The organism is Bacillus sp. SORGH_AS_0510, from assembly GCF_030818775.1.
In the GTDB taxonomy this organism is placed as follows: Bacteria; Bacillota; Bacilli; order Bacillales; family Cytobacillaceae; genus Neobacillus.
Genome location: NZ_JAUTAU010000001.1, coordinates 2,175,143 through 2,198,512, shown reverse-complemented (window position 1 = coordinate 2,198,512; position 23,370 = coordinate 2,175,143). Strand labels below are relative to the sequence as shown.

The following is a 23,370-nucleotide window of genomic DNA, read 5'->3' as shown; positions in this document are numbered from 1 at the left end:
AAATCCCCTTAAAATATACCTCTCCGGGCTGTGCAAACAATATTCAGATTTATCATTGCTTTAATCTTCTCAATTAACATTGCACTCACCCACTTTCAAATCGTAATTATTTTAAGTATATGTTGCATTTATCCATTTGTAAACAAAAAAAAGAAAATATTCCAATATTCATGATAAGAAGGTAGACACCTACCTAATTAAGCATGAATAAATTATCATGTAAACCACTAGATAGGAGTTGAATCGAATGTCTGAAGAAAGAACCCATACCGAATATCTCCAAAGAGCGGCAATGTATGATTTGTTAGCACAATACTATAAATATTCACTCCCAAACCTCCACATGCACTATTATGTCAAACATCTAAAATACATGGATAAGGCTATGCAGAGCATACGCACTCACCAGCCTACATCTCATGCAGAAGCTAAAGTCCGCATCCTTCATACCTCTCCAGACGCACCTAACGTTGATATCTACATTAACGGCAAACGAGTCATACGAGATTTGTCATTTAAACAGGTAAGTAATGAGCTATCATTAAAACCAGGGAAATACCATGTAGATATTTATCCGGCAGGCAATATGGTAGATAGTGTCTTGAATAAAAAAATTACAGTTGTACCTGGGAAGTCCTATACCTTAGCAGCCATTGACTCTGTCAAAAAATTACGATTGCTAGTCTTTCAAAACGAACCAACTCCCCCATTAAATGAAGCTAAGGTTCGCTTTATCCATTTAGCACCAAATGCCCCATCGCTGGATATAGCAGTAAAAGATAGGGATGTAGTATTTCCAAAAGTATCTTATAAACAAGCAACAGAATATTTAGGGTTAACACCCATGACAGTGGACCTTGAAGCTAGAGAGGCTGGCAGTAAAGAAGTGATTTTGCCTATGCCAAAAGTTACCTTCCAACCAAATGAAAGCTATACAATCGTTTTTCTAGGATTAATAAATGGTGAACCTAGTTTTCAATTTATTAGTATTAAAGAATAAAAATAGAGGCTGACTTTACGTCAGCCTATTTAACAGGAACTAATATAGTAAATGCTATATCATCTTTCTTTAAATCAAATTTGTCCGCTTCGATTTTTAAATCACTTTTTAGTTTTAATTGTTGCATATGGACATAAACCAAGTGGTCACCCGGACGAATATCGACTCCTTTTGGGAGCTTATAATTGTCACTTATGAAAGATAATACGTATGAAATAGGTAGATGTAAGCGGCCAATTGACATAGTTTTTTGTTTAAGTACCAAATCTCCATTTTTCATTGCTTCTGGTACAAACGTAAGCTTCAGGTTTAACTCTTCACTAAAAATAGGTAAGGTCCCATATAGCTCCACTTCTTCCCCCAGAACTACTTGATAATCTATTGGCGAATCTGCCGCTTCCTCCTTTAGATAATGATTGATGAGCTTATTAAGATCATTCTTATTTGATTTAACATGAAAGGACACGTGGTCCCCCGAAGGAATTTTTTGTTTCATACTTTCCTTATTACTCGCAGGCATCATTATTAGTGATATCATAATGATTACGACTAATAAGTTGATTCCCAACAAGAGAAGGAACCCTAACTTCCACTTGTTTTTCATAAATTTCTAATTCTCCTCTGTCGTGACTGTGTAAGATTTTTTCTCCAAATCAGGTAATACACTCTCGCTCATTGTCTGATTTAATCTTTCAGCGATCAGTTCATATCCTTTGTCATTTGGATGAAAATTATCTTTATACAAAAGATCTTCAGCCGTATTTAAAAATAAATCCTCAATAGAAACAAAATACGCATTAGCATAACTTGAAATAATCCTTTGACCTGCTTGATTCCACTCTGAAACAATTTGGTCCATCTCTTTAATATCAGAAAACCATTTTGAGAATGGATTGTATAGTCCAACCAAGACAATAGATGCATTTGGATTTTCTTGGACAATAGCCTCCATTATTTGAGATAAATGTTCTTTATAATTTTCTTTTTCCTTTACAAAATCTGAAACCTCCAGATTGTAGAAGTTATCCTTTACTACTTTCATAATGTCGTTTCCGCCAATCGTAAGAATAACCAAATCTGCTTTTTGAATGGCCGTTTTCAATTCTGGAGATTGAAGTCTCTTTAATAGTTGAGTGGTTCGATTCCCTTTCACGCCATAATTAAGGAAATTAACTTCTTGTATCCCTTTTTCCTCTTCAAGCATAGATTTTAAATAAGGTAGATACCCTCCATTACCGGTACTGTCCCCCACACCTTTTGTTAATGAATCGCCTACCGAAACAACGGTTAGTTTTCGGGGAAAAAAATCTGCAGGAATTTGTTTAAACACTTGTGCTGCTACTTTCTTTTCCTGATGGAATTCTAAAGGATTTGATTGACTGCATGAGCATAAAAATAATGACGAGAGAATTAGAGCGGTGAAAAACTTTTTCATCTTAATTCACCTGCTTTCTAAACTAATTTTATTATACCACGACCAAAATCATTCAAAACAAATATACACTATATCCTATTCTTGGTAAAAAAAATAGACCATTTCATTGGTCTATTGTAACGATTTTATATCCGAAATAATCTCCTCATATGGGACATTTTTAAACCCGTTATATGACTTTTTAATATTTCCTTTTTGATCAACTAAATAAAGAGAAGTACCATGAATCACTTGATTTCCTTCTTGCGGTTTCTTTACAAGAGCCTTATAGTTTTTCAAGGCAAATTGCTCAATAAACTCCTGGGAATACCCAGTAAGTAAGGTCCAGTTTTTGAGATCCGCTCCAAACTGCGTTGCATAGTTTTTTAATGCTTCTGGCGTATCTACTGTTGGATCGACGCTAAAGGAAACAAATTCAACATTTGTTAACCCTTCATCTTTTACTTTCTTTTGTAGTTTTGCCATATTAGCTGTCATTGGTGGACATACATCCGCACAGCTAGTAAAAATAAAATCTGAAATCCAAACCTTTCCTTGCAAATCCTTTAGACCAATCGTCTCATTTTCCTGACTGGTTGCAGTGAAATCATTAATCGGCCATGTAACGGCATTTTCTATTTCTTTTTTTCCACATCCAGCGATAAGGAGCATACTTACAAGAATTCCAAACAATATTATTCGAGTTTTCATCTAATCACCTGCAACCTTTTCTTTTCATTCGTGAATAGTTTAACAAAGAAACGGACAAGTGAAAAGAAAAACTCTTTTAATCAATAACCCCTGTTTTCTCAATCCTATTTTTTACATGTACATCAAACTCAGCCTTTTTGTATAATTCTCTCCACTTCTCTTTGGAAATTTGTGTGCCTCTATTGTGAACCTCGTATTCGTTTCCTATACCTATTGGGTCAATATCAAGATCTCTTAGATGATAGAGTAGATCTTCTACTTCTTTCTCCATCGTTTTATTCATTTTTCCCTCTAATTGCTTTACCGTGTCTGGTTTTGTTAAATCCAATGGCTCTGTCATTTCTAATAACCTAGAATCTAATTTTATTTCCACTTTAAAACGAAGGTTTTTTTTGTCAATCAGTTTAATCTTAGATTTGCTTCTAATGTTATCAATTGTAAGATAGATTTTATGATAAAAAGGATTTGGCACTACGTTTTTTAAAATAAGACCTTCTAATTCCTTCTTATTAAATCCCATTTCAAGTGTCCCTGCTTTATATTTATCAACCAAAATTTTAAGAAAGAAAAGCTTCGCTTGTTTCAGTTCATCCACCAGGCGGTCTTCCCTAAAAAGTCCCACCCCTGAAATAACCACATCTCCGCCTTGCATTTCTAATATGGGAAGAACGGGATCTTTACCAATATCATAATAATTATGATTAAATTCCTGTAAGGTAGGGGAAATGATTTGCTCACCCTCTACATTTTGTTTAATTAAATTATAAATATAAGTGCCAAGGTTGATGTTTGTTTTACTTTGTTCAATTTTCATGATTTCTTCTGCTGATTGATCTGCTATCGTTAAGTAGACCATATTCCCTATAGCTGCATCACGATTTAAGGTATCAACTAATTGGATAATTCCCTTTTCGGCAAGCTCTCTACTATATACAACCGAACGAAGCTGACCCGATACTAGCTTTTGATTTGACTTTAGGTTTTCCGCTTGTCTTAATCCTTTACTTGTTTTTGCAATGGCGCTAATCACTTTTGTAGCAGATTGTGCCATTGGGTCAAATTTTTGGACAACTACAATTCCTTTTATTTTATCCTCCCCTACTAAGTCATAACCTGCTGTGGTAATAATTCCTAACTTTTCAAGTTGTTTTTGCTCCACGCACCCTGTAATCATCACCATGCAAAAAGCTAGCAATACAATGCATTTACTTTTGCGATACTTCTGCATTGGACTTTTTCCTCCTTTGGAACCACTTTTTTACCAAAACAATCACGGAAAGGAGTATTGGATAACAAAACGCAGCAACAAATCCAATCTTTGCTGTGTAATCGGTTACCACATTCATTTGGTATCTTGCTTTAATAAAAAAGGTCCCAACCCAAATACATAATGCTAAAAACCAGATTCCTTTCTTCTGTTTAAATTGAAACAATCGATTCATACCTTTAGATGCTGCCCATAAATAACCGCACATGTTAGGCAAAACAATTAACATCCAAAAGGAGACAGCAATGAATTCAAAGCGCTCCAAATTAGGTAATTTAACAATTTTAAACATCGATAAAACAGGCCAAATCGTCCGGGCTAAACCGTTCTCAGAAAAAAAAGCAATACATACAAGTGTGACTAATGTAAAGATAAAGGTTGTATAAAGGTTTCCAATCTGTGAATACAACAGTATTTTCTTTTTGTTGTTCACATAGGGATATACAAACATAATTAATTCAAAGCCCATAAGTGAGAGAGTAGTTTTGTACATGCCCCTCACCAAATGAATAATATCTATATTCATAATAGGCAGAAGATGTTTGTAGTCGGAATATTTCATAGGAACTAAAATGAAAAAATTTAGCCAAAAGGTCCCTAACACAGATAGGAAGGCAACTCCAATTATTACACGTATGCCTCCTGTGACAGCATAAATTGTTAATAGGATTAAAACTAAAGAAATTTGCCAGGTAGGAAGGTCAGGAAAAATCCAAACCTGAACAATCTCAATATAATTCATTAAAATAATAAAATAACTCAGGCTTAGATAAAGCATATACAAAATGCTTAATGTGTTTCCCATCCATTTCCCAAACACATCCATATGAATTCCATATAAATCTGCACTTTCATATTTCCCCAGCATATGGACCATCATGAATAGAACAAACGCAGTAAATATGCCTCCCAAAATAACAGAAATCCAGGCATCATGTCTCGCTTCCATGTAAACAACTCGTGGAAGCCCCACTAAACCTACTCCTGTTTGAACCGCATGTACGATGAATAAGACAAGAAATGCGTCAAATAAGAGACCTTTTTTGGGCTGTAAATTCACTTTCATCTTGATCGCTCCTATTCGTCTACATCCTTCTTTTCCATTGCTTTTTTCTCTTTAAATCGAGTACTATCTACTGGGTGATTAGCTACAGGCCTAAAGGGTAGATACTGAACAGGAAATTTAATGATACTGTACCCTAAGTCTCTCCACCGAAACGGATACAAGGGACTAAAATACGGTCTCCCTAAGGATGTCAATTTCAATAAATGGATCAGAAAAAAGCAAAAGGAAAGCATGATCCCAATCCCCCCCCATATCCCAGCTAACAAGATAATAGGGAACCGAATCATTCGAATGGCTGTACCCATAATGTAGCTAGGCGATGTAAACGATCCTAGTGCACTAAGGGCAATAATAATAATTAAGATATTACTCGTAAAACCTGCTTGAACTGCTGCCTGTCCAATAACGATACCACCAACGATACCCATGGTTTGACCAACCTTCGTTGGCAATCTTGCGCCTGCTTCTCTTAAAAGCTCAATTACAAATTCAAGCAGTAACGCTTCAAATACTGGAGGGAACGGGACATTTGCTCTTGATTGCCCTAATGATACAAGCAAGGCAGAAGGAATAACTTCATAATGGTAGGTTAAAACTGCCACATATGCAGGTGTTAATAAAACTGATAAAAATATTGCTACAATCCGCAGCATCCTTAAAAAAAGCCCCATATTCCAGCGCATATATATGTCTTCAGTGGATTCAAAAAAACTAAAAAACGGTGTTGGACCATAAATGGCTGCAGGTGATCGATCCATTAATATAGCTACCTTTCCTCTCATCAATGAAAGAGAGACACGGTCTGGAAGCTCAGATGACATAATCTGTGGAAAAACAGTCCAACTATTATCCTCAATCAACTGCCCAAGTACAGTAGTGTCTGGTATATAATCAAACTCTAAATCATTAATTCTCTGCTTAAATGTATTTATATTATCTTCCTCAGCAATATCTCTTATATAAACAATCTTTCCAGGTGTCTTTACCCTGCTTCCAATGGTTATGTCTTCCATACAGAGCTCAGTGTCTTTAAGGTTACTCCTTATAATATTTAGATTTCCAATTAAAGACTCTGTAAAAGAAATCTTCGGACCATAGACTAATGATTCCGTTTCCGCTTTTTCTAACGATCTCTCTACTGTTTTACCAATATTTGCGAGGATTCCGAATGGCTCCCCTTCAAGATAGATATATGCGTTGCCCTCAATTAAAGAAGAGATGACTTCCTTCAATTGATTGGCTGCATGGAGTTCAGCAATGGGTAAAATTTGTGCTAAATTTTCTGTCGTCCATTCCATTGAATTATTTTGCTGTTGAATGGGTGATAAAATAAACTGATCCATGCTTGTTTTATCAATTAAGCTGCTTAGAAAGCAAAAAAGAATTCTCTTTCCATCTTTTTTTATGGTGCGAAAGTTAATATCTGAGCAAGATCCGAGTTTACTATTTAACTGTTCTTTTAGTTCATCTACATCTAAACTATGCGCTTTTAATTCTTCTGATTGTTGATTTTTTGATTTACGCTTAAACATTGGCAGCACCTTTAATCGAACTATTTTTTATAGGTTTACCAAAAATTCTATTTTTACCCAAGACAAATAGGAAACCAGTATTTGCATAGTGGTTTATATACAAAGGCCAATATGGTATCATGAATGAGTATTCATTCATTATTTACATCGAATTTTCATACAAATTACTAATTTTGAGAGGTGATTAGAATGGAGCGAATAGGTCCAATTATGATTTTGGAGGGCCCAAATTATAGTAAGGTTCCTTTTTCAAGAAGTCTTTTTATCGATTGTACCGAAAAAGTTCTCATCGATAGTGGTGCAGATGCTAACCAGTTGTTGGAACTTGACCGGGAATATGGAGTAGAGCTAATTATTAACACTCACTACCACCCTGACCATACTCTCCATAATCATTTGTTTAGGGATGCTACAAAACTTATTAATCCCATTGAGTATGAAACCTCATTAACCATTGAAGGGGTAGCAAGTGTCAATGGAGTCTATCAGGAATGGGGCCCTGAAGGTGTTGAGCAATGGAAAAAGACTCTTCCAGAGGAGTGGGTCAAAAACTTAGGTGAGATTTCTGGAACTTATGAATATGAGTCAAACTACTCTCTTGGGGATGTCAAAGTACAGTTCCTACATACTCCCGGTCACACCCGTGGGCTAGCTTGCCCATACTTTCCCGAACTAGGTGTTGTCTTTGCAGGTGATTATGACATGACATCTTTTGGTCCATGGTATAACGGAAGTGATGGAAATATAGAAGATTTTATTGCCTCTGGTCAACGCTTACTTTCACTTGATGCTGATACGTATATAACAGGTCATCAAAAAGGAATTTTTACTAAAAAGGAATTTACAAGTGCAATGGAGACCTTCCTTGCCATAATTGACCGAAGAGATCAAGTAATTGACCAATATGCAAAACAAGGCATGAACTTTGAGGAATTGACAAATGTCGGGATCTTTTATCCAAAGAAATTGCTTCAAAACTCTATACTTAAAACTTGGGAACGTGGAGGAATTCGGAAGCATTTGGAACGCCTAGGCTATACCATAGAAGATTCGTCTATTGATTTAGTTATGAAAAAATAACAGGGTGGTTTTAGGAACCACCCTGTATTTACTATTATTATTCGTAATAATACATTAATGCAAAAGCACCTGGCCCTGTGTGGGTACTAACTATAGGACTTGTATAATCAATCTCAACATCTTGGAACCCAGTTAATTCATAAATACTATCCTTAATCCTTGATGCAAGCTCAAAGGCCTCAGCATGGGCAATCCCTACAGCTTTAATGGTTTTCCCCTCTACATCCTCCAAAAACTGCTTGGCCATAAATTTTACAACCTGAGAATGACTGCGGACCTTTGTGACCGGGGTATATTCTGCCCCTTCTAGGGAAGCAATTGGTTTAATATTTAACAGCGACCCAATAAACGCCTTCCCTTTTCCTATCCTTCCGCCCTTAACGAGATTTTCTAATGTATCAACCATAATATAAAGCTTTGAATTCTCCCGGATGGTTTCTAATCGATGAAGGATTTCTTCCATACCCATCCCCTGCTTAGCCATTTTGGCAGCTTCTTTCACCTGAAATGCCAACGCCTTTGAAATAAACATTGAATCTATGACAGTAACCTTCGTCTCTGTCATTTGAGCTGCACTTTCTGCTGAACGCACAGTACCACTCATTTTCCCAGTCATATGTATGGATAATACTTCATAGCCTTCCTTCCCAAGCTGGTCATAGACTTCCAAAAAGGAACCAGCAGCCGGTTGAGAGCTTTTAGGCAATTCACTTGTTTTAGTCATCTTTTGGATAAATTCATCCGGTTGAATGTCCACCCGGTCTAAATAAGTTTCACCGTTTATTGTTACTGATAACGGCACAACTATAATGCCTAGCTGTTTAGCCATATCTTGTGAAATATCTAAGGTTGAATCTGTTACAACTTTAATCTTGCTCATTGAATCACATCCTTACACTTACTGGTTAGTATTATACAGGTTTCTATTATTGAAAGGAATAATAACTAGACCTTTTCTTCTATGTATTACCGAATATCTTTAAAGGCTTTGTAAAATTTGTCTGTTGATTTCCGCTCCAGGAGTGAGCGGTTCGTGGGTGTTTCGGCGAGCCTCCTCGGCGAAACTCGCCTGCGGGGTCTCCCCTAAACCATACTCCCACAGGAGTATTCGCTCCTTCCGCTCCAATCAAGAGGTAACAATATTGATCAATGTTATTTAACACAGCTTAAAATAAAAGAGCATCGTTACCGATGCTCGAATGGAACTATGCATTATTCTTTAATTCTGTAACTTTAAAAAGCTGTTCATAATCTGGCCACTTCATGACCTTTTTCAGATAATCTTTAAAGGAGTAGCATCTTTTCGGGTTGCTTTCCTGATTAATAGACGTTAAAAACGTCTGTAAACGGACTTGGATCATAAATTTATAAGTACTATCTTCCTCCAATACAGGAATTTCCATGACTTTAACCTTCTGTCCAACAACATTTTTGAACTCTAGGCTTTTGAATAACAAAATATCAATCCTCTTTTTCACCCGTTTGATTATATTATACACTTTTTCCACCTCGAAAAGTGTCTAATTATGCTTACTATATAAAAAATATTTGTGAAAGTTTATAGAAAAAAACAGGACTATTTTTATATCCTGTTTTAGTCAAATGATTCAAAAGTGAAAGGTTTAATCTTGGAATTCAGTTGTGGGTTTTCCTGAAGATCATCGTTTTTAATAAGGAATAATCGTGGTTTACTTTGTTTGCGATTCTCTGCATCTTGAGGAATAATATGTGTAAGATTGTTATTACAGGTTGGGCAAGTCCATGGACCTGTATCACAGCTGCTGAACGATGGTTTGTGGCATTTTGGACAGGTTTTTTTGTACATAATGGGCAACTCCTGTTTATAGGATTATAATATTAATAGTTATGTAGTTAGCTTATAAAAATAGACCTCGATTTACGAATTCTACAAATCAAGGTCTTGTTATACACGCCTCTCCATACTTTTTCGCTTTCTACTAAATAAGAATTGTAGAATGGATCCAGTTAAGAGTAGAACTGCACCAGCTACTATAATATTGAACATGTTTGTTCCTGTTTCAGGTAGTTTGGGACCATTTACAGGCAATGTTCCACCGAGAGTTCCTTCTACGTAAAATTTGAATTGAACCTCACATCCTAGTCCTTGAAACTCATTGCCTAACTCTTCAGGTACTTTGACCATGAAAAATAATTTTTCACTTTTATCCTTTGCAATGAACCTAGAATCAAGTTTATTAAAATCTTTCATTTTCCCTTCAAATAGAACCGTATTCTCATCAGAAATCTTTAACAAAAGTTCATTATAAAATTTTTCCGAGCCCTCTTTTAGCTTACTAGAAGAAAGATAATTAAAATCCTGTTTTCCACTATTTTGAACTTCCAAAGTACGTTCTGCCCAGTCACCTGGTTTAAAATTGGTTATATCAAAAAGTATTTTTTCAGGTGATGTGGCAATATCTATTTCTTGTTTTTTTGACGCAGCACTCGTTTTTATTATTGAAGAAGAGAATATGAGACCAAAGGCAAAAACACCAATCAATAATGAACTAATTAATTTTTTCATAGGTCCCCCCTTGGTTATGGCATTTCCAACATATGTTCATGTATTTTTATTTGAGGACTCAACTTCAATTGATTTATTCATTTTACCTTCAAGCTGTGAAATCGTTTTCCAAATTGAAAATCCAGCATATCCTAGCAGAATTAAACCCGGTAGCAATAATAATAAAGCCCCACCAGTCTTTGATTTAGTATAATCGGCAAAATACCCAAGGTAAGGAATTGTAAATCCTGTGTATTCTGCGATTACATTATTAGAAAGGACTGGATTTAAATCTTCAGTTTTATTATTATCTCCTTTTGTTTTGTAACTGATTTGATCGCCATTTTTTAATACCTTATCAATTCTATGAGTAACAATGACATTATCTTCGGACTTAAAAGTTATTACGTCACCATTTTTAAATCTTGTCATGTCTCCACCAGGTTTCACAGCAATAATAGATCCTGTTTTTATTCCTGGCTCCATGGATCCCGAAAGAACAGTCTTTAATTGATATCCAAATGCTTGTGGTTCACCACCAGAAGCCTTAGAGGAAATTACAACAAAGATCATTACGATTAATAATATGAATAATATTGTGGTTACAATATTACTAGCCCATTTTTTTACAGTTTTCATTTTCAATTTAATCACCTTTCATTTTTAAAATTTTTTAAGGACTTTCTATTGTTGTATCAGTATTATCATCAGCATCAGTTGAAGTTGAATTAACTTCTGATAAATCAGTACTTGTTTGTGTAGCTTCATTACCTGTAGTTTCTAAAGTCTCTTTACTGGTATTATTAGTATCTTGAGATGGTTGGGATTGAACTTCTGTACTATTTTTCTGGTTTTGCTCAGAATCAATAGATGTATTGTTGTTATTACATGTAATGGTAATGGTTTCACTCCATAAATCTTGTCTTTCAGGTTTAAAAGCATGATTAGGTCGTTGGAATGCTCTGAATTTATAATTACCAGATTTAGTTGCTGTAAATTTTAAGACAACTGACTTACTTGCTAAAATAGGAGCTATTATGCCCTCTCCTACCTTTTCATCATCTTTGGGATTTCCTTTGACTATGTAATATACCTCATATTGTGATGGACCTTTCATATCGTTTCCGGAATTTACTATCATCGTTGAAATTTCTTTAGTGGTACAACTTTCAAATAGCTGGTCCTTACTACTAGTGAACTTTAGTGAACTTCTATCCCAGTCATTTTCCCACGTACCTGCTTGAAACTTTCCAGATACAAGAGAATCATCATTGTAATATGCACCTGTGTTTGAACTTAAATAAGTTACTCCAAGTATCAACAAGTAACAAATTGTAATAAGTTTAGCAGTTAAATTTTTAATATAGTTTTTCTTTGTAAATTTCCTTACCCTGTTATATCTAATTTTGATCACTCCCCTCATCTCCAAATTTGCTCTTAGAAAGTTAAAAAGAGAATGTACATGTAACACCTATCTCCTTTGATGATTGAATGTTAGTTTAACAACGACTAGGAACTACCTCTGTTTACAATTCAGCAACAGTATCTTTTACAAAAATCAGAAGTGAGGAACGTAATTCTTATCACCTTAGATAAAGATCTAGATCTTTATCTAAGGTGATAAGAAAAAGAGTCCTTTTTCTATTAAAAGAAGAGTGGGTAATTTCCCACCCCTCTTTTTGAATATATATACTATTTATTTTCACCTGCTGTTTGATAACCTTTAAATGTCCATTTTAGCTCTAAAGAATCTCCTTGGAATTGGTTTTGATCTTTGCCATTATCAACAAACTCATACTGAACATATAAAGTATCAGCAGTACCAGCTTTAAGTAAATGACCCTTTTCGAATCCAAAAATTGGACCAAAAACATTTCCCGCAATTGCATCAGGAGTCATATTCTTTAATTGATCTAAAGTTGTATACCAAACAACGTCATCAGCTTTATCACCATTTAGGAGGAAATTAACCCTAATGTGCTTCCCGAAATCTTCACTGTTATTATTTTTTGCATCTACTACAGTATAGCTTGTAGTTAAATCAATTTTGCTAATGTCCAATGAACCATCATTTTTCAATTTAAATGAACGTAACATTTTGTCACCAGGTTTAATGTCTTTAACATCAATAATTGTTGTTGGTTCGGCATTTAGATCAAGTGTACCAGCTGCAAATTTTGCAGAAGTATCAACACTATCACTAAAGAATGCATATGTACCTCCACCAATTAATGCTAACCCCATTGCAGCTGAAGCAATTCCTAATCCTAATTTCTTTTTAATACTCATTCTGTTTCCTCCTCATAACCCTATATATTTTATATAAGTTCGTTATCAGTATTCGTTCTCATTAACGAACTTATAAGTCGAGTATATGTCAAAATACCCAACTTGAAAAATCCCATATTCCTCCATTTTTTCGCAATAAAGAACGTTTTTGTACGTTTTTCTCGTATTATCTCTTATTTCCTTACTATTTCGTATTTTATAAAGAATGATATATTCTTTATAATGCACATATAGACACCTTAGATTGGTATTGAATTTTAGTAGAAGGGGTTTGAAAGTATGATTGGGAAAAAGATTAAGGAGATGAGGCTCAGGAAGGGATATTCATTAGGTCAATTAGCCATGCGTGCTGATGTTTCAAAATCATATTTAAGCCAGATCGAACGGGGATTACAGTCCAATCCTTCACTCCAGTTTTTAAAAAAGATTTCTATGCCATTAGGTACCAATATTGATTTCTTTTTAGGTGAGGAGTATTACAATAAGGAGAACTATTATGAATTGGATGACGAATGGAAATCACTGATAAAAGAAGCAGTGGAAGATGGTTTACAAAAAGAGGACTTCAAAGAGTATTTAAATTATATAAAGTTTCAAACTTGGCTGAAAGAACAGAATAAGGAGTAATAAACAGCTCAAATGTAAACTATTCTTTTTTGCATTTCTAAACTTGTTATCATTTACCAAACAAAAAAGACCTTAAGAGAATTCATCCCTTAAGGTCTTCACATTTTCCTATGCTTCTATTAATTCATCTTCTTGTTGTTTCTTCAACCGTTTTCGGTAAACGAACTTCGAAAGATTAATACTGATTTCGTATAATAGCAGCAATGGCAGGGTAACAACAAAGTCAGACATAAAGTCAGGCGGTGTAATTACCACTGCAATGATAATAAGTACAAAGTATGCATACTTTCGAATTTTTGCTAAGACAAACGGATTAATAATTCCGAGTGAGGTTAAAAACATAACTACAACTGGAAGTTCAAACAACACCCCAAATGGAAGTGTCATATTCATAATAAAACTAAAATAGCGGTCGGCGGTAAAATTGGTAACAAACATATCGCCACCAATATTCACTAAAAACTTAAGAACCATTGGAAAAATGACAAAATAACCAAATGATAGACCAATTAAAAACAAAAAGAATAAGGCTGGGACGTATGAAAGCGTGATTCTTCTTTCTACTGGTCTTAAAGCGGGTTTTACAAACAACCATATTTGCAATGCGAGAACGGGTATCGTCCCAGCAACTGCTACAACAGTTGCTAACATAAAATAAATCCAAATAATGTCACTTGGTCCAAGTACCATTAATTTCACTTCAAGATCACGAACGAACCATTTATAAATATCATCCACATATATAAAACCGATGGCAAAAAAGACAATAAAAGCAAGTGCGGAAATGATAATCCGCTTTCGAAGTTCTTCCAAGTGATCAACTAAATTTAATTCTTTATCTTCCATGTATTTCCCCTACTGTAATTAATAAGTATAAGATTTCACGCATCAATCTAGTTTAATATCCGAGAAGAAAAGGTGCAAGACACGAAATCTTACACCTTATTTTGTCAAGTTTTTCTTTTCTTCGTCAATATCCTTCATTACATCGTCAGTAAGTTCGCGTGTCGACTTTTTAAATTCTTTTAATGTTTGACCAAATGCTTTCCCTATTTCAGGGAGCTTCTTCGGTCCGAAAATAATAAGTGCAAGTGTTAAGATCAAAATAAGTCCAGGTACTCCGATATTTGAAAACATGGATTTACATCCCCTTCAATTGTTGTATATTTCTACTATGATTATAGTATTGAAAAATCCATTTGCGTTAATTATCCAAAATAATTCATAGTAAATTCACAAAATCAAGAAAAAAACAGCAAAATGTTTTTTAGCATTTGCATCTTTGTTTAGTAACACTATAGACAATTTAACAATTACCACTATTTAAGTCAATGACCATTTTTATAATAGAATTTTTAAAATATTTTGACAACTATAGTTTTTTTGCATATAATTTGAAACATAAGGACATATACTAATGGAAATTATATGGATTGGATGTGATGAGGATGGAATTTTCACTTTGCAGTTTTGATGGAGCTCTCCCAGTTGAAGTAACAATTGACGACGATAATGGAAGATACACCATTCGTAAAAGTGATCGTAGTGGCGAATATTTTAATAGTCCAAACGAGCTAATTGCTTGGGTGAAAACTCATTTTAATGAAGAAGAATTTTGCCATCCACATGAATTTAGAGGTATGCTTGCTAAGTTAGCTGAATACGAAATAAATGGCTTCTAATTTTAATAGAGAATAAAAAGCACCAGCAAGAATTTTGCTGGTGCTTATTTTATGGGAATCTCTAACCATTAAATATAAACGTAATTATTGCTGGAACCCTAATTTTCAATATACCTTCCTTTTATAAACCCTAAATTCATAGTCAAAAGGATTTTTTTCATTTCGCGGTCCTTTTTCACACGATGTAAGCTCCCATTGACTTAAGTCAAATTCAGGAAAGTATGTGTCTCCGACAAATGTTTCATGGATTAGTGTAAGGTACAAACAGTCAACAAAGGGGAATGTTTCGCGAAAAATTTCTGCGCCTCCTATTACGAATACTTCATCGTTTACTTCTTTGCTATATTTTACAAAATCATCAACCGAGTAAAACACAGTGCATCCATCACTTTGATACCCTTCCTGACGGGTAATTACTATGTTCTCCCTGCCTGGTAATGCACGTCCTATGGATTCATGTGTTTTTCTTCCCATTGCGATAGGATGTCCCATGGTCACTTTCTTAAAAAATTTTAAGTCCTCAGGCAAATGCCAGGGTAATTGATTTTCTTTCCCAATCGTTCTATTCTCGTCCATTGCTACTATAAAGGAAATCATACACTGACAACTCCTTTGATGTGTGGATGGGCTTCATACCCTTCTAATGTAAAATCTTCATATTCAAATGAGAAAATATCTTTGACATTTGGATTAATTTTCATTGTTGGAAGCTTCTTCGGTTCTCTTCCTAATTGAAGTTTAACTTGTTCTAGATGGTTTTGATAGATATGAACATCTCCAAATGTGTGAACAAATTCGCCAGGCTGTAACTCACACACTTGTGCAATCATTAATGTCAAAAGTGCATAGGAAGCAATATTAAATGGGACCCCAAGAAATACATCTGCTGAACGCTGGTATAACTGACAAGATAATTTACCATCAGCCACATAAAATTGAAACATACAATGACACGGTGGCAGTGCCATCTGATCAATTTCGGCTACATTCCAGGCGTTAACCAATAATCTTCTAGAGTTTGGACTTGTTTTTATTTGGGTAATAAGCTCACTAATTTGGTCAACTGTTTTCCCGTCTGCACCAGTCCATGAACGCCACTGATGACCATATACAGGACCTAACTCTCCATTTTCATCTGCCCATTCGTTCCATATCCGTACTCCATTTTCCTGCAAATAGCGCACATTGGTTTCACCTTTTAAAAACCAAAGTAATTCATATATTATCGATTTAAGATGTAGTTTTTTTGTAGTTATTAGTGGAAATCCATCCTCTAAATTAAACCTCATTTGATAACCAAAGGTACTGATCGTTCCAGTTCCTGTTCTGTCCCCTTTTACGGTGCCATTTTTTAGTACGTGTTCACATAGCTCTAAATATTGCTTCACTTTGTCCACTCCCCTTAAATGCCATTTCATATTTTTTCATTTTAACATAAAAATTCTCAGGAAGTTTAATGATGGTGGCCAAATTAATAGAAATGTTTTCGATGCTCTTTATGAAAAGGCTTTGTTCGTCTTGTCTGTTGATCTCCGTTCCAGGCGCGAGCGGTTCGTGTGTGTTTCGGCGAGCCTCCTCGGCCCTAAGGCCTGCGGGGTCTCCCCTGAAACATAACCCCACAGGAGTCTTCGCGCCTTCCGCTCCAATCAACAGGGAATAAAAATCAACACTGTTCTTTTACATTGCCTAAGAAAAAGAGGCTAGCCCATGGGCAGCCTCTAGTTTCTATAGTTAAACTTCTAATCCAAAATTTTTGCAGAGAGCAGCCAACCCGCCAGCAAAGCCACTACCTACAGCGTTGAATTTCCAATCACCATTGTGTCGGTAAAGCTCGCAAATGACGACGGCTGTTTCTACTGAGAAGTCTTCACCAAGATCAAAACGCAAGACCTCTCGATTACTTTCTTCATCCACAACCCTGGCAAACGCATTTGAAACTTGCCCAAAATTTTGGTTTCTCGCTTCTGCGTCATGAATCGTTACTGTAATCGCAATCCGGTGAACATGGGGGGGAACTTTACTAAAATCAATTTTGATTTGTTCATCATCCCCATCTCCTTCCCCCGTACGATTATCTCCGGTATGCTCAACCGCACCAGAAGTATGAACAAGGTTATTGTAAAAAATAAAGTCCGTATCATGGATGACTCTACTATTTTCATCTGTCAAAAAAGCTGACGCATCGAGGTCAAAATCATGCCCCCCATGGTAGCGGTTAGTATCCCACCCTAGTCCAATAATTACTTTAGTTAAGCCTGGATTGGTTTTGGTTAAATCAATTCTTTGGCCCTTTGATAAATTAATCCCCAATTCAATCACCTCTTAAGAGCATTTTTATCTTCGTTAACTATAAGAGCGAACTACTTCGCTTAAGCTTGCAGCTGTTGTACCGCTTCCGATCGCCGCAAACTTCCAGTCGTTTCCATGGCGATAGATTTCACCCGTTACTAAACAAGTTAAACCGCTATAATTGTCAGTAAGATTGTAGTGGATTAACTCCAGATTGTTAGATGGATTAACTACTCTTATGAATGCATTTCGAATCATACCAAAGTGTTGTTTTCTCTTTACACAGTCATAGATATTGACAACAAAAACTAGCTTCTGAATATTTCCAGGGACTCTGCTCAGATCAATCATAATTTGCTCGTCATCGCCGTCACCGTCACCTGTCAGGTTATCTCCAGAGTGCTGTACGCTGCCATCATTACTTTTTAAATTTCCAAAATAGATCACATCTTTATTATTTTGAAGCTTATCATTTGCCCCTAGCATAATTACAGATGCATCGCAGTCAACGTTAGGAGCCCCACCTCCACCGAATAGACCACCAAAGAGGCCGCCACCGCCTCCACTTTGAACAGGATCCCAGCCTAATCCTACCAAGACCTTTGTAAGTCCAGGGTTCCCTTTCGTTAAATCTACACGTTGACCTTTTTGTAAGTTAATAGCCATTTCATTCACCCCTATTAAAATTTAGATATTTCAATAATATTTAAGCTTGTTTTATTTTCTTAAAGTTTTCCTGTAGCTGTTCTAAGCGTTTTGTCCCTTCAGCACGTAACCGCTTATTTTCTTCTTCAATTGCTTTTGTTTCCTGCATGCCCTTGATGATAATATTCCAGCTCTCTTCAATTGTCTCAATTTTTATACTTGGACCACCTGCGAGCCTAGCTATATCCGTACTTTGCTGTGAAATATTTTGAGCATTTTTAAGAAGCATTTCATTCGTTCTTCGATCAAGTTCACTCATGGAATCCGCAACAAGTTTTTGGCGCTTCGCAGCAACTGCCTGAATCAATCCATTTTTAAAGATTGGGATTGTCGTAACAAAGGCGGAATTAATTTTTCCAATCAGCTTGGTGTTCCCTCGTTGCAATAGACGGATTTGCGGTGCAGTTTGTAAAGCTACCATTTTCGCCATTTCTAAGTCATAGATTCTTTGCTCTAATAGCTCAATCACATTTTTTAATGAATCCAACTGCATTGAAGCAAGTTGGTCACCAGAAGAAACCCGTGATTCTAGCTGTGGAAGCTGATTGTTCTTTAGCTCCTCTACTTTCATCTCTCCTGCAACAACGTACTTTTCAAGTGTCAAATAATATTGATAGTTTTGCTCATACATTTGTTCAAGCGTATTCGTTGAGTCAACCATCTCATGTTGGTATTTCGAAATTTCCACATAAATTTTGTCTATCTCAGAGCCCATCGTCTGATATTTTCCAAAAAGCTTCTCTACCATTTTTTCGCCCTTTTTAAAAAGCTTTCCAAAAATACCACCGGATGTTTTTTGGAAATCCTTCGCATCAAATTTATCCATGATGCGTCCCAGCTGTTTAAGTAATTCTCCAGAATCCTCTACCTTGGTTGTTCGCATATTGCTTAAAATCTGATCAGAAAAACGTGAAATTTGTACGGCAGGTTCTTTCCCAAATTCCAAGACCTGAATTTGATCACGTTCATCAATCGTACGGGCTAAATTCTGCACTTCTGGTTCTTTACGGAGTGCAAGCTTAATATCAGAAGCTTTAGTTTCGGATAGCTTGTCATTGTCGCTTATTGGCATCATGCCGCTAGATTGATTGGAAGGTACATTCACTTCTTAATCTCCCCTTAAGTTTTTTAATATTCCTTGCAATAGCCCCTTTTTAAATACAGATGGTTCCTTGTATTCCAAATCAAACACCATCTCTTCAAGCCAATGTTTATCAAATAATCGTTCATCAATATAATTTTCTATGTCATTATGGCCTGGTGGATTATAGAGGATGATATCAATCCCAAATCGATTTAAAAGCAAAAGTAATGCTGCATCCGATCTTGAAAGCATACCGGATAACTCATTATTATAAATAATCAATTTAGGAACATGCTGGGAATAGTCAAATCTCTCAAGCAATTGTGTGATTCTCTTTGGCATAAACAATGCCTGAGTAAATAAATACATTTTTACATCTTCTAAACTTTCCATGTGTAGTGGTTTTAAGCCTGGATTCTCACAAATTTTTCGAATAGCATGAGCAATTCCTTTTTGAAGACCCGATGCCAAAAAGGAATAGGGCCAATAGTGTGCCTGCATCATTTTTTCAGGGTCAAGTAAACCATCTCTGCCTAGGGCATTTCGATAGTGGAATCGGAAATCACTGTTACTTTGCATGGTAAATGGTAAATTGCGAATAAGATAGCTGTGCTCCAATTGACTAAGTGATTGAAGACGGTCCCAATATTCTTTACGATTCTTACTTACACCTTGTACTTTTGCAAATATTGAGGGTATTTTCACTTGCCCCCCACCCACCTCAAAATCAGGTCGTATCATCGCTATTTCTTTACAAAGGATAAATAGCTCATCATATGTAGTTTTTAACGTAATAGATGACGGAGTATATTCTCTTAATTGCCACGGTTTATACAGGCCTGAACCTTCTTGATTTAAGATGGTTTCAATTTCTTTTGAAGCTCGATAGGCAATGGTTGATTTCCTGTTCCGTTTTTCCTTAGGAAAAGGATCGGCAGGAAGCTGATTAGGAAAGTGATGTGTAAAAACTACCTCAGGGATGATCTCAGCTAAAATATCTTTAGCCTCAGGGTGAAATACAACCACATCACATCCGAGTTTGATTAGGTAATATAAGAAATATTGATGACTTTTCTTAAAATTGCCATACCACAAAAACTTAGGCATAGACCTCTCTGGATCTGCATCTTCTAATTGCGGCTGTAGGTGGTTAATTGACCACTTTACCATATCAACGAGTACCCTGCGAAGTTCGTGATTATTTAACCCATCCTTCTCAATGGTTGCGAATAATTCAAGGGTTGAAATCATCGCTTCCCTTAACTTCCGGTGAATAACTGGGACATTGGACTTTAACAAGAGTTGCTCACCATCAAGAAAAGCTGTAAAGCGATTAATAGAAAGTCTCTGTTCTTGATTAAGATTAATCACTTTTTGAATGGACTTAAAGTGCGAATTATTAATCGTCTTGTCAAGCGAATCTTCACTTAACAACTGAATGCCCCATTCCTCCGTGTTTACATAATCAAATAACTGGTTGTAATATTCATCTGTGTCAATTGGTATCCCCAAAAATTCCCCTAGTACTTGACCGATATGGATTGTTCCATTGTCTATTGAATAATTAGGTCGTTCTGGTAATGGTTTATTTAACAGATCTAGCCAATTTTCATATGTTAGGGATACAGGATGGACGTTTAATTGATTTAATGGTGGATACATTCATAATCCCTTCCCTCTAAAAGCGAAAGCATATTTTCAAAAAAAAGAGCTATATATTTTGTCCATCTCTTGGACGAACGCACTTTCGCCATAATATTAGAAAATTATGTAAGGTTTCCTTATCATCATATCACAGTTATTTAATTCGTTCATTTGTTTATACGAATGACACATTTAAAATGTTTCGTTTAATTAGCTAATCTCCACATTTTTCACCTTTTTCCTTGTCCCTACATACTATTTGAGTACTCATACTAAAGTAGGTGACTCGAATGAGATTCATTTATAAACGGCCAAGGATGGAACAAATACATGATGATTTAAATACCGTTATGGAAGTAATGGTGTCTGACGTATTTATTTGTATGGATTTATTCATATTCAGTATCATTTTCACCCTTCTATTATCCCCAGTTATACAGTCAATCGTCATATCCATTCTATTATTTATTGTGTTCTATAGTCTTTTTGTCAGCCTTTATTTTTTAGTATTTAATAGAATCATGAAAAAAAGTTAAGCTTTACTCGGCAACAATTTTAAAAACTGTTGGAGAATTTCTTCACCAGCACATATACCGCGATTTTTTGTATAATTAATGTTACCTGTATCTGTCACCTTTACAAGTTCACCGTGAATAGGAACGAAGCGGTAATGACAATCACGGAGAAAATCCCAGTCTAAAATGGAGTCCCCCGCACCAGCCATTGCTTTGTCTCCTTCTTTTTGACAGATATATTCTAGTGCACTACCTTTACTAATCGCTAATGGAATGAAGTAGAGTTTTCTTCCCTGTAAGGAAATTCTCCAACCCACCTTATTTACCAGGTCACTGATTAATAGCAACTCTGTTTCAGATGGAAGACTATTTAAGATAAAATAAAAAAATAGCTTCCCTGCTTGCTTCTTTTGACCATCAAGACGAAGCCCCTCTTTTAAAAATAAGGAAAGCACTTCCTCTTCTACGGCAGATTCTAGCCGCAGACGGTTTTGCACATAATTCGACCATTCCTCAACTGGATTCCCACAATGTAAAATAACGGCCCCATTAGAAGTAACCGCATATTGAATGTCAATTTCATTTTCAAAAATGAAAACTCGCTTGAACTGCTCTGTTGTTCTCGTTGTTACAGGAATAAACAAACTCTGCTGTGAAAGCTGTTTTAAGGTGAAAAAGGCTGCTTCTGTCATATAGGCAACCCACTTGCCATCCTTAATTTCAACTGGCATTATCCTCTGTTTTGGTACTTTCTCTAGGTCGTCCATTGCTCTTTTTGAATAAATGAGCGTACGGTCAAGATCAGAGGCAAAAATCATTTTTTATTCTCCTTCAGCGATTTAATTAAACCGCAGCACAAATATCGCAGGTTAGGATATTCCACCACTTCAACCCCTTTTTCTTCTGCAAGCATGATGATATGCTTTACAAATGGGCTGGAAGCGTCTCGCATCAGAATTTTCCATGGCACCCTGCGCATAAGAACCCTAGTTGTTTCTCCTACTCCCGGCTTAATATAGTGTGTACTCTCAATGGAAAATTCTTCTTGAATTTTTTTTACATCCATCATCCCTAAAAAACCAGTTTCAATTTCTTCCTGTACCTTTTTTGCTGCAATTGCAGCGGCTTCCTTATAAATAAATGAAAATTCATTAGAAATGAGTTGGATAAATTCATTTGACAGATCGACTGGAAGCAAGTCACGGTAAAATTTTGCTCCATGAAAATCATTTTTGCCAATATATTTTTCATTTAATACGGTCCGACTCACAAGACCAGAAACAGTAGAATTTAAACATGCACTAGGAATTAAGAAATCTTCTCTCGTACCAAATAGTGTTGTACAATAGCCTGGATCAGCTAAAACAGCCAGTGTATCATCAAGACATGTGCCATATTTCCGTTGGTATTCTTGACATGCCTTTGTTAACTCTATCGAAATAGCCCCTTTTCCTGTCCAACCATCAACAAATTGAATCACACCTTTTGGATGTTCATTCATAATATATTGAATGGCATTTTCGTCAATCCCGCGATCTCTAATAATAGAGACGCTATAATGCGGTAATGACACATTGTAGCGCATTCTTAGGTATCTTTTAATTAAGATTCCAACGGGGGTACCGGCTCTTGCTAAAGAGACGATGACCGTTTTATGACCTTTTGCTTGATAGATTTGTTCTGCCACAATTCCTATACACAGGGCTATCTTCTGCTTATAATCATTCAGCGTTTTCCAAAATAAATTCACATATTCTTCTGGAGGCTGGTACTCCATCGGCAATGACTCACTATAATGAATTCCTGATTGAACCTTTTTTTCGCGATTGGCAGTTGTGTCCTCAAGGGTTACCTCACTTAAATCCTTTAATAGGAATTGCACATCTTCTTCTTGGTAAGTCCCCATTTTTGCCGGTTTATTAATCATTCTTTGCATTACTT

At 35.8% G+C, this 23,370-nt stretch carries 28 protein-coding genes; 5 read left to right on the top strand and 23 right to left on the bottom strand.

Annotated features, from left to right (window positions below; all coding sequences use genetic code 11):
- Nucleotides 1-247 precede the first annotated feature (247 nt).
- Nucleotides 248-1,000, top strand: coding sequence for a DUF4397 domain-containing protein (locus QE429_RS11275; protein ID WP_307287089.1), 753 nt, complete (start codon nt 248-250; stop codon nt 998-1,000).
- Between the two features lie 25 nt (nt 1,001-1,025).
- On the opposite strand, the gene QE429_RS11270 is transcribed toward QE429_RS11275, so the two are convergent.
- The 6 genes from QE429_RS11270 to QE429_RS11245 all read right to left on the bottom strand — a co-directional run bounded on the left by QE429_RS11270 (nt 1,026) and on the right by QE429_RS11245 (nt 6,990).
- Nucleotides 1,026-1,604 carry a YpmS family protein gene (locus tag QE429_RS11270; protein ID WP_307287088.1) on the bottom strand — a complete coding sequence of 193 codons (579 nt, stop codon included), beginning with the start codon at nt 1,602-1,604 and terminating at the stop codon, nt 1,026-1,028.
- A gap of 6 nt (nt 1,605-1,610) precedes the next feature.
- Nucleotides 1,611-2,435: an SGNH/GDSL hydrolase family protein gene (locus QE429_RS11265; RefSeq protein WP_307287087.1), complete on the bottom strand. Its 825-nt coding sequence runs from the start codon at nt 2,433-2,435 to the stop codon at nt 1,611-1,613.
- A 111-nt stretch (nt 2,436-2,546) separates the two neighbouring features.
- Complete coding sequence (locus tag QE429_RS11260; RefSeq protein WP_307287086.1) at nt 2,547-3,125, bottom strand: SCO family protein; 579 nt, start codon at nt 3,123-3,125, stop codon at nt 2,547-2,549.
- A gap of 76 nt (nt 3,126-3,201) precedes the next feature.
- Nucleotides 3,202-4,353, bottom strand: a complete 1,152-nt coding sequence (locus tag QE429_RS11255) for a Ger(x)C family spore germination protein (RefSeq protein ID WP_307287085.1) — start codon at nt 4,351-4,353, stop codon at nt 3,202-3,204.
- Nucleotides 4,331-5,458 (bottom strand): GerAB/ArcD/ProY family transporter, encoded by a 1,128-nt coding sequence (locus QE429_RS11250; RefSeq protein ID WP_307287084.1) that lies wholly within the window; start codon nt 5,456-5,458, stop codon nt 4,331-4,333. Before QE429_RS11250 ends, QE429_RS11255 begins: the two co-directional genes overlap by 23 nt.
- 11 nt (nt 5,459-5,469) lie before the next feature.
- On the bottom strand, nt 5,470-6,990 hold the full coding sequence (locus tag QE429_RS11245; protein ID WP_307287083.1) for a spore germination protein: 1,521 nt from the start codon (nt 6,988-6,990) through the stop codon (nt 5,470-5,472).
- A gap of 189 nt (nt 6,991-7,179) precedes the next feature.
- Between QE429_RS11245 and QE429_RS11240 the strand changes: the two genes are divergently transcribed.
- Entirely contained in the window at nt 7,180-8,070 is an 891-nt protein-coding gene (locus QE429_RS11240; protein ID WP_307287082.1) for an MBL fold metallo-hydrolase, read from the top strand.
- A 37-nt stretch (nt 8,071-8,107) separates the two neighbouring features.
- Here QE429_RS11240 and QE429_RS11235 read toward each other — a convergent pair whose 3' ends face one another.
- From QE429_RS11235 to QE429_RS11205, 7 genes are all read right to left on the bottom strand, one after another.
- Nucleotides 8,108-8,950, bottom strand: coding sequence for a DegV family protein (locus tag QE429_RS11235; RefSeq protein ID WP_307287081.1), 843 nt, complete (start codon nt 8,948-8,950; stop codon nt 8,108-8,110).
- Between the two features lie 325 nt (nt 8,951-9,275).
- Nucleotides 9,276-9,527: a DUF2535 family protein gene (locus QE429_RS11230; RefSeq protein WP_307290775.1), complete on the bottom strand. Its 252-nt coding sequence runs from the start codon at nt 9,525-9,527 to the stop codon at nt 9,276-9,278.
- Between the two features lie 137 nt (nt 9,528-9,664).
- Nucleotides 9,665-9,895, bottom strand: coding sequence for an eL43 family ribosomal protein (locus tag QE429_RS11225; protein ID WP_307287080.1), 231 nt, complete (start codon nt 9,893-9,895; stop codon nt 9,665-9,667).
- Between the two features lie 99 nt (nt 9,896-9,994).
- Nucleotides 9,995-10,615, bottom strand: coding sequence for a TasA family protein (locus tag QE429_RS11220; RefSeq protein WP_307287079.1), 621 nt, complete (start codon nt 10,613-10,615; stop codon nt 9,995-9,997).
- Nucleotides 10,616-10,651: 36 nt separating this feature from the next.
- On the bottom strand, nt 10,652-11,233 hold the full coding sequence (gene sipW, locus QE429_RS11215; protein WP_307287078.1) for a signal peptidase I SipW: 582 nt from the start codon (nt 11,231-11,233) through the stop codon (nt 10,652-10,654).
- Between the two features lie 34 nt (nt 11,234-11,267).
- Nucleotides 11,268-12,008: an amyloid fiber anchoring/assembly protein TapA gene (gene tapA / locus QE429_RS11210; protein WP_307287077.1), complete on the bottom strand. Its 741-nt coding sequence runs from the start codon at nt 12,006-12,008 to the stop codon at nt 11,268-11,270.
- Nucleotides 12,009-12,286: 278 nt separating this feature from the next.
- On the bottom strand, nt 12,287-12,883 hold the full coding sequence (locus QE429_RS11205) for a CalY family protein (protein ID WP_307287076.1): 597 nt from the start codon (nt 12,881-12,883) through the stop codon (nt 12,287-12,289).
- 279 nt (nt 12,884-13,162) lie between these two features.
- On the opposite strand from QE429_RS11205, the gene QE429_RS11200 reads away from it, so the two are divergent.
- A complete protein-coding gene (locus QE429_RS11200) occupies nt 13,163-13,510 on the top strand; it encodes a helix-turn-helix domain-containing protein (protein ID WP_307287075.1) in 348 nt (115 codons plus the stop codon).
- A 108-nt stretch (nt 13,511-13,618) separates the two neighbouring features.
- Here the strand turns inward: QE429_RS11200 and tatC are convergent, their stop codons facing one another.
- On the bottom strand, nt 13,619-14,356 hold the full coding sequence (tatC, locus tag QE429_RS11195; protein WP_307287074.1) for a twin-arginine translocase subunit TatC: 738 nt from the start codon (nt 14,354-14,356) through the stop codon (nt 13,619-13,621).
- Between the two features lie 96 nt (nt 14,357-14,452).
- Nucleotides 14,453-14,647: a twin-arginine translocase TatA/TatE family subunit gene (gene tatA, locus QE429_RS11190; protein ID WP_307287073.1), complete on the bottom strand. Its 195-nt coding sequence runs from the start codon at nt 14,645-14,647 to the stop codon at nt 14,453-14,455.
- A 311-nt stretch (nt 14,648-14,958) separates the two neighbouring features.
- On the opposite strand from tatA, the gene QE429_RS11185 reads away from it, so the two are divergent.
- Complete coding sequence (locus tag QE429_RS11185; RefSeq protein WP_307287072.1) at nt 14,959-15,192, top strand: hypothetical protein; 234 nt, start codon at nt 14,959-14,961, stop codon at nt 15,190-15,192.
- A 105-nt stretch (nt 15,193-15,297) separates the two neighbouring features.
- Here QE429_RS11185 and QE429_RS11180 read toward each other — a convergent pair whose 3' ends face one another.
- From QE429_RS11180 to QE429_RS11155, 6 genes are all read right to left on the bottom strand, one after another.
- On the bottom strand, nt 15,298-15,789 hold the full coding sequence (locus QE429_RS11180) for a dihydrofolate reductase (RefSeq protein ID WP_307287071.1): 492 nt from the start codon (nt 15,787-15,789) through the stop codon (nt 15,298-15,300).
- A complete protein-coding gene (locus tag QE429_RS11175; RefSeq protein ID WP_307287070.1) occupies nt 15,786-16,580 on the bottom strand; it encodes a thymidylate synthase in 795 nt (264 codons plus the stop codon). The genes QE429_RS11180 and QE429_RS11175 overlap by 4 nt, the downstream gene beginning before the upstream one ends.
- Before the next feature lie 343 nt (nt 16,581-16,923).
- Nucleotides 16,924-17,502 (bottom strand): TerD family protein, encoded by a 579-nt coding sequence (locus QE429_RS11170; protein ID WP_307287069.1) that lies wholly within the window; start codon nt 17,500-17,502, stop codon nt 16,924-16,926.
- 33 nt (nt 17,503-17,535) lie between these two features.
- Nucleotides 17,536-18,147 (bottom strand): TerD family protein, encoded by a 612-nt coding sequence (locus QE429_RS11165; RefSeq protein WP_307287068.1) that lies wholly within the window; start codon nt 18,145-18,147, stop codon nt 17,536-17,538.
- A gap of 40 nt (nt 18,148-18,187) precedes the next feature.
- Entirely contained in the window at nt 18,188-19,261 is a 1,074-nt protein-coding gene (locus QE429_RS11160) for a toxic anion resistance protein (RefSeq protein WP_307290773.1), read from the bottom strand.
- A gap of 33 nt (nt 19,262-19,294) precedes the next feature.
- Nucleotides 19,295-20,932, bottom strand: coding sequence for a YceG family protein (locus QE429_RS11155; protein WP_307287067.1), 1,638 nt, complete (start codon nt 20,930-20,932; stop codon nt 19,295-19,297).
- 272 nt (nt 20,933-21,204) lie between these two features.
- Here QE429_RS11155 and QE429_RS11150 point away from each other — a divergent pair, with 272 nt between their 5' ends.
- Nucleotides 21,205-21,450 (top strand): hypothetical protein, encoded by a 246-nt coding sequence (locus tag QE429_RS11150; protein WP_307287066.1) that lies wholly within the window; start codon nt 21,205-21,207, stop codon nt 21,448-21,450.
- On the opposite strand, the gene QE429_RS11145 is transcribed toward QE429_RS11150, so the two are convergent.
- On the bottom strand, nt 21,447-22,247 hold the full coding sequence (locus QE429_RS11145; RefSeq protein ID WP_307287065.1) for an HAD family hydrolase: 801 nt from the start codon (nt 22,245-22,247) through the stop codon (nt 21,447-21,449). The genes QE429_RS11150 and QE429_RS11145 overlap by 4 nt on opposite strands.
- Complete coding sequence (locus QE429_RS11140) at nt 22,244-23,365, bottom strand: cysteine protease StiP family protein (RefSeq protein WP_307287064.1); 1,122 nt, start codon at nt 23,363-23,365, stop codon at nt 22,244-22,246. Before QE429_RS11140 ends, QE429_RS11145 begins: the two co-directional genes overlap by 4 nt.
- Nucleotides 23,366-23,370 lie beyond the last annotated feature (5 nt).

Excerpts from the sequence above, each read along its gene's own strand:
- QE429_RS11275 (WP_307287089.1), top strand. The coding sequence starts at position 248 with ATGTCTGAAGAAAGAACCCATACCGAATATCTCCAAAGAGCGGCAATG.
- QE429_RS11270 (WP_307287088.1), bottom strand. The coding sequence starts at position 1,604 with ATGAAAAACAAGTGGAAGTTAGGGTTCCTTCTCTTGTTGGGAATCAAC.
- QE429_RS11265 (WP_307287087.1), bottom strand. The coding sequence starts at position 2,435 with ATGAAAAAGTTTTTCACCGCTCTAATTCTCTCGTCATTATTTTTATGC.
- QE429_RS11260 (WP_307287086.1), bottom strand. The coding sequence starts at position 3,125 with ATGAAAACTCGAATAATATTGTTTGGAATTCTTGTAAGTATGCTCCTT.
- QE429_RS11255 (WP_307287085.1), bottom strand. The coding sequence starts at position 4,353 with ATGCAGAAGTATCGCAAAAGTAAATGCATTGTATTGCTAGCTTTTTGC.
- QE429_RS11250 (WP_307287084.1), bottom strand. The coding sequence starts at position 5,458 with ATGAAAGTGAATTTACAGCCCAAAAAAGGTCTCTTATTTGACGCATTT.
- QE429_RS11245 (WP_307287083.1), bottom strand. The coding sequence starts at position 6,990 with ATGTTTAAGCGTAAATCAAAAAATCAACAATCAGAAGAATTAAAAGCG.
- QE429_RS11240 (WP_307287082.1), top strand. The coding sequence starts at position 7,180 with ATGGAGCGAATAGGTCCAATTATGATTTTGGAGGGCCCAAATTATAGT.
- QE429_RS11235 (WP_307287081.1), bottom strand. The coding sequence starts at position 8,950 with ATGAGCAAGATTAAAGTTGTAACAGATTCAACCTTAGATATTTCACAA.
- QE429_RS11225 (WP_307287080.1), bottom strand. The coding sequence starts at position 9,895 with ATGTACAAAAAAACCTGTCCAAAATGCCACAAACCATCGTTCAGCAGC.
- QE429_RS11220 (WP_307287079.1), bottom strand. The coding sequence starts at position 10,615 with ATGAAAAAATTAATTAGTTCATTATTGATTGGTGTTTTTGCCTTTGGT.
- sipW (WP_307287078.1), bottom strand. The coding sequence starts at position 11,233 with ATGAAAACTGTAAAAAAATGGGCTAGTAATATTGTAACCACAATATTA.
- QE429_RS11205 (WP_307287076.1), bottom strand. The coding sequence starts at position 12,883 with ATGAGTATTAAAAAGAAATTAGGATTAGGAATTGCTTCAGCTGCAATG.
- QE429_RS11200 (WP_307287075.1), top strand. The coding sequence starts at position 13,163 with ATGATTGGGAAAAAGATTAAGGAGATGAGGCTCAGGAAGGGATATTCA.
- tatC (WP_307287074.1), bottom strand. The coding sequence starts at position 14,356 with ATGGAAGATAAAGAATTAAATTTAGTTGATCACTTGGAAGAACTTCGA.
- tatA (WP_307287073.1), bottom strand. The coding sequence starts at position 14,647 with ATGTTTTCAAATATCGGAGTACCTGGACTTATTTTGATCTTAACACTT.
- QE429_RS11185 (WP_307287072.1), top strand. The coding sequence starts at position 14,959 with ATGGAATTTTCACTTTGCAGTTTTGATGGAGCTCTCCCAGTTGAAGTA.
- QE429_RS11180 (WP_307287071.1), bottom strand. The coding sequence starts at position 15,789 with ATGATTTCCTTTATAGTAGCAATGGACGAGAATAGAACGATTGGGAAA.
- QE429_RS11165 (WP_307287068.1), bottom strand. The coding sequence starts at position 18,147 with ATGGCTATTAACTTACAAAAAGGTCAACGTGTAGATTTAACGAAAGGG.
- QE429_RS11160 (WP_307290773.1), bottom strand. The coding sequence starts at position 19,261 with ATGATGCCAATAAGCGACAATGACAAGCTATCCGAAACTAAAGCTTCT.
- QE429_RS11155 (WP_307287067.1), bottom strand. The coding sequence starts at position 20,932 with ATGTATCCACCATTAAATCAATTAAACGTCCATCCTGTATCCCTAACA.
- QE429_RS11150 (WP_307287066.1), top strand. The coding sequence starts at position 21,205 with ATGAGATTCATTTATAAACGGCCAAGGATGGAACAAATACATGATGAT.
- QE429_RS11145 (WP_307287065.1), bottom strand. The coding sequence starts at position 22,247 with ATGATTTTTGCCTCTGATCTTGACCGTACGCTCATTTATTCAAAAAGA.
- QE429_RS11140 (WP_307287064.1), bottom strand. The coding sequence starts at position 23,365 with ATGCAAAGAATGATTAATAAACCGGCAAAAATGGGGACTTACCAAGAA.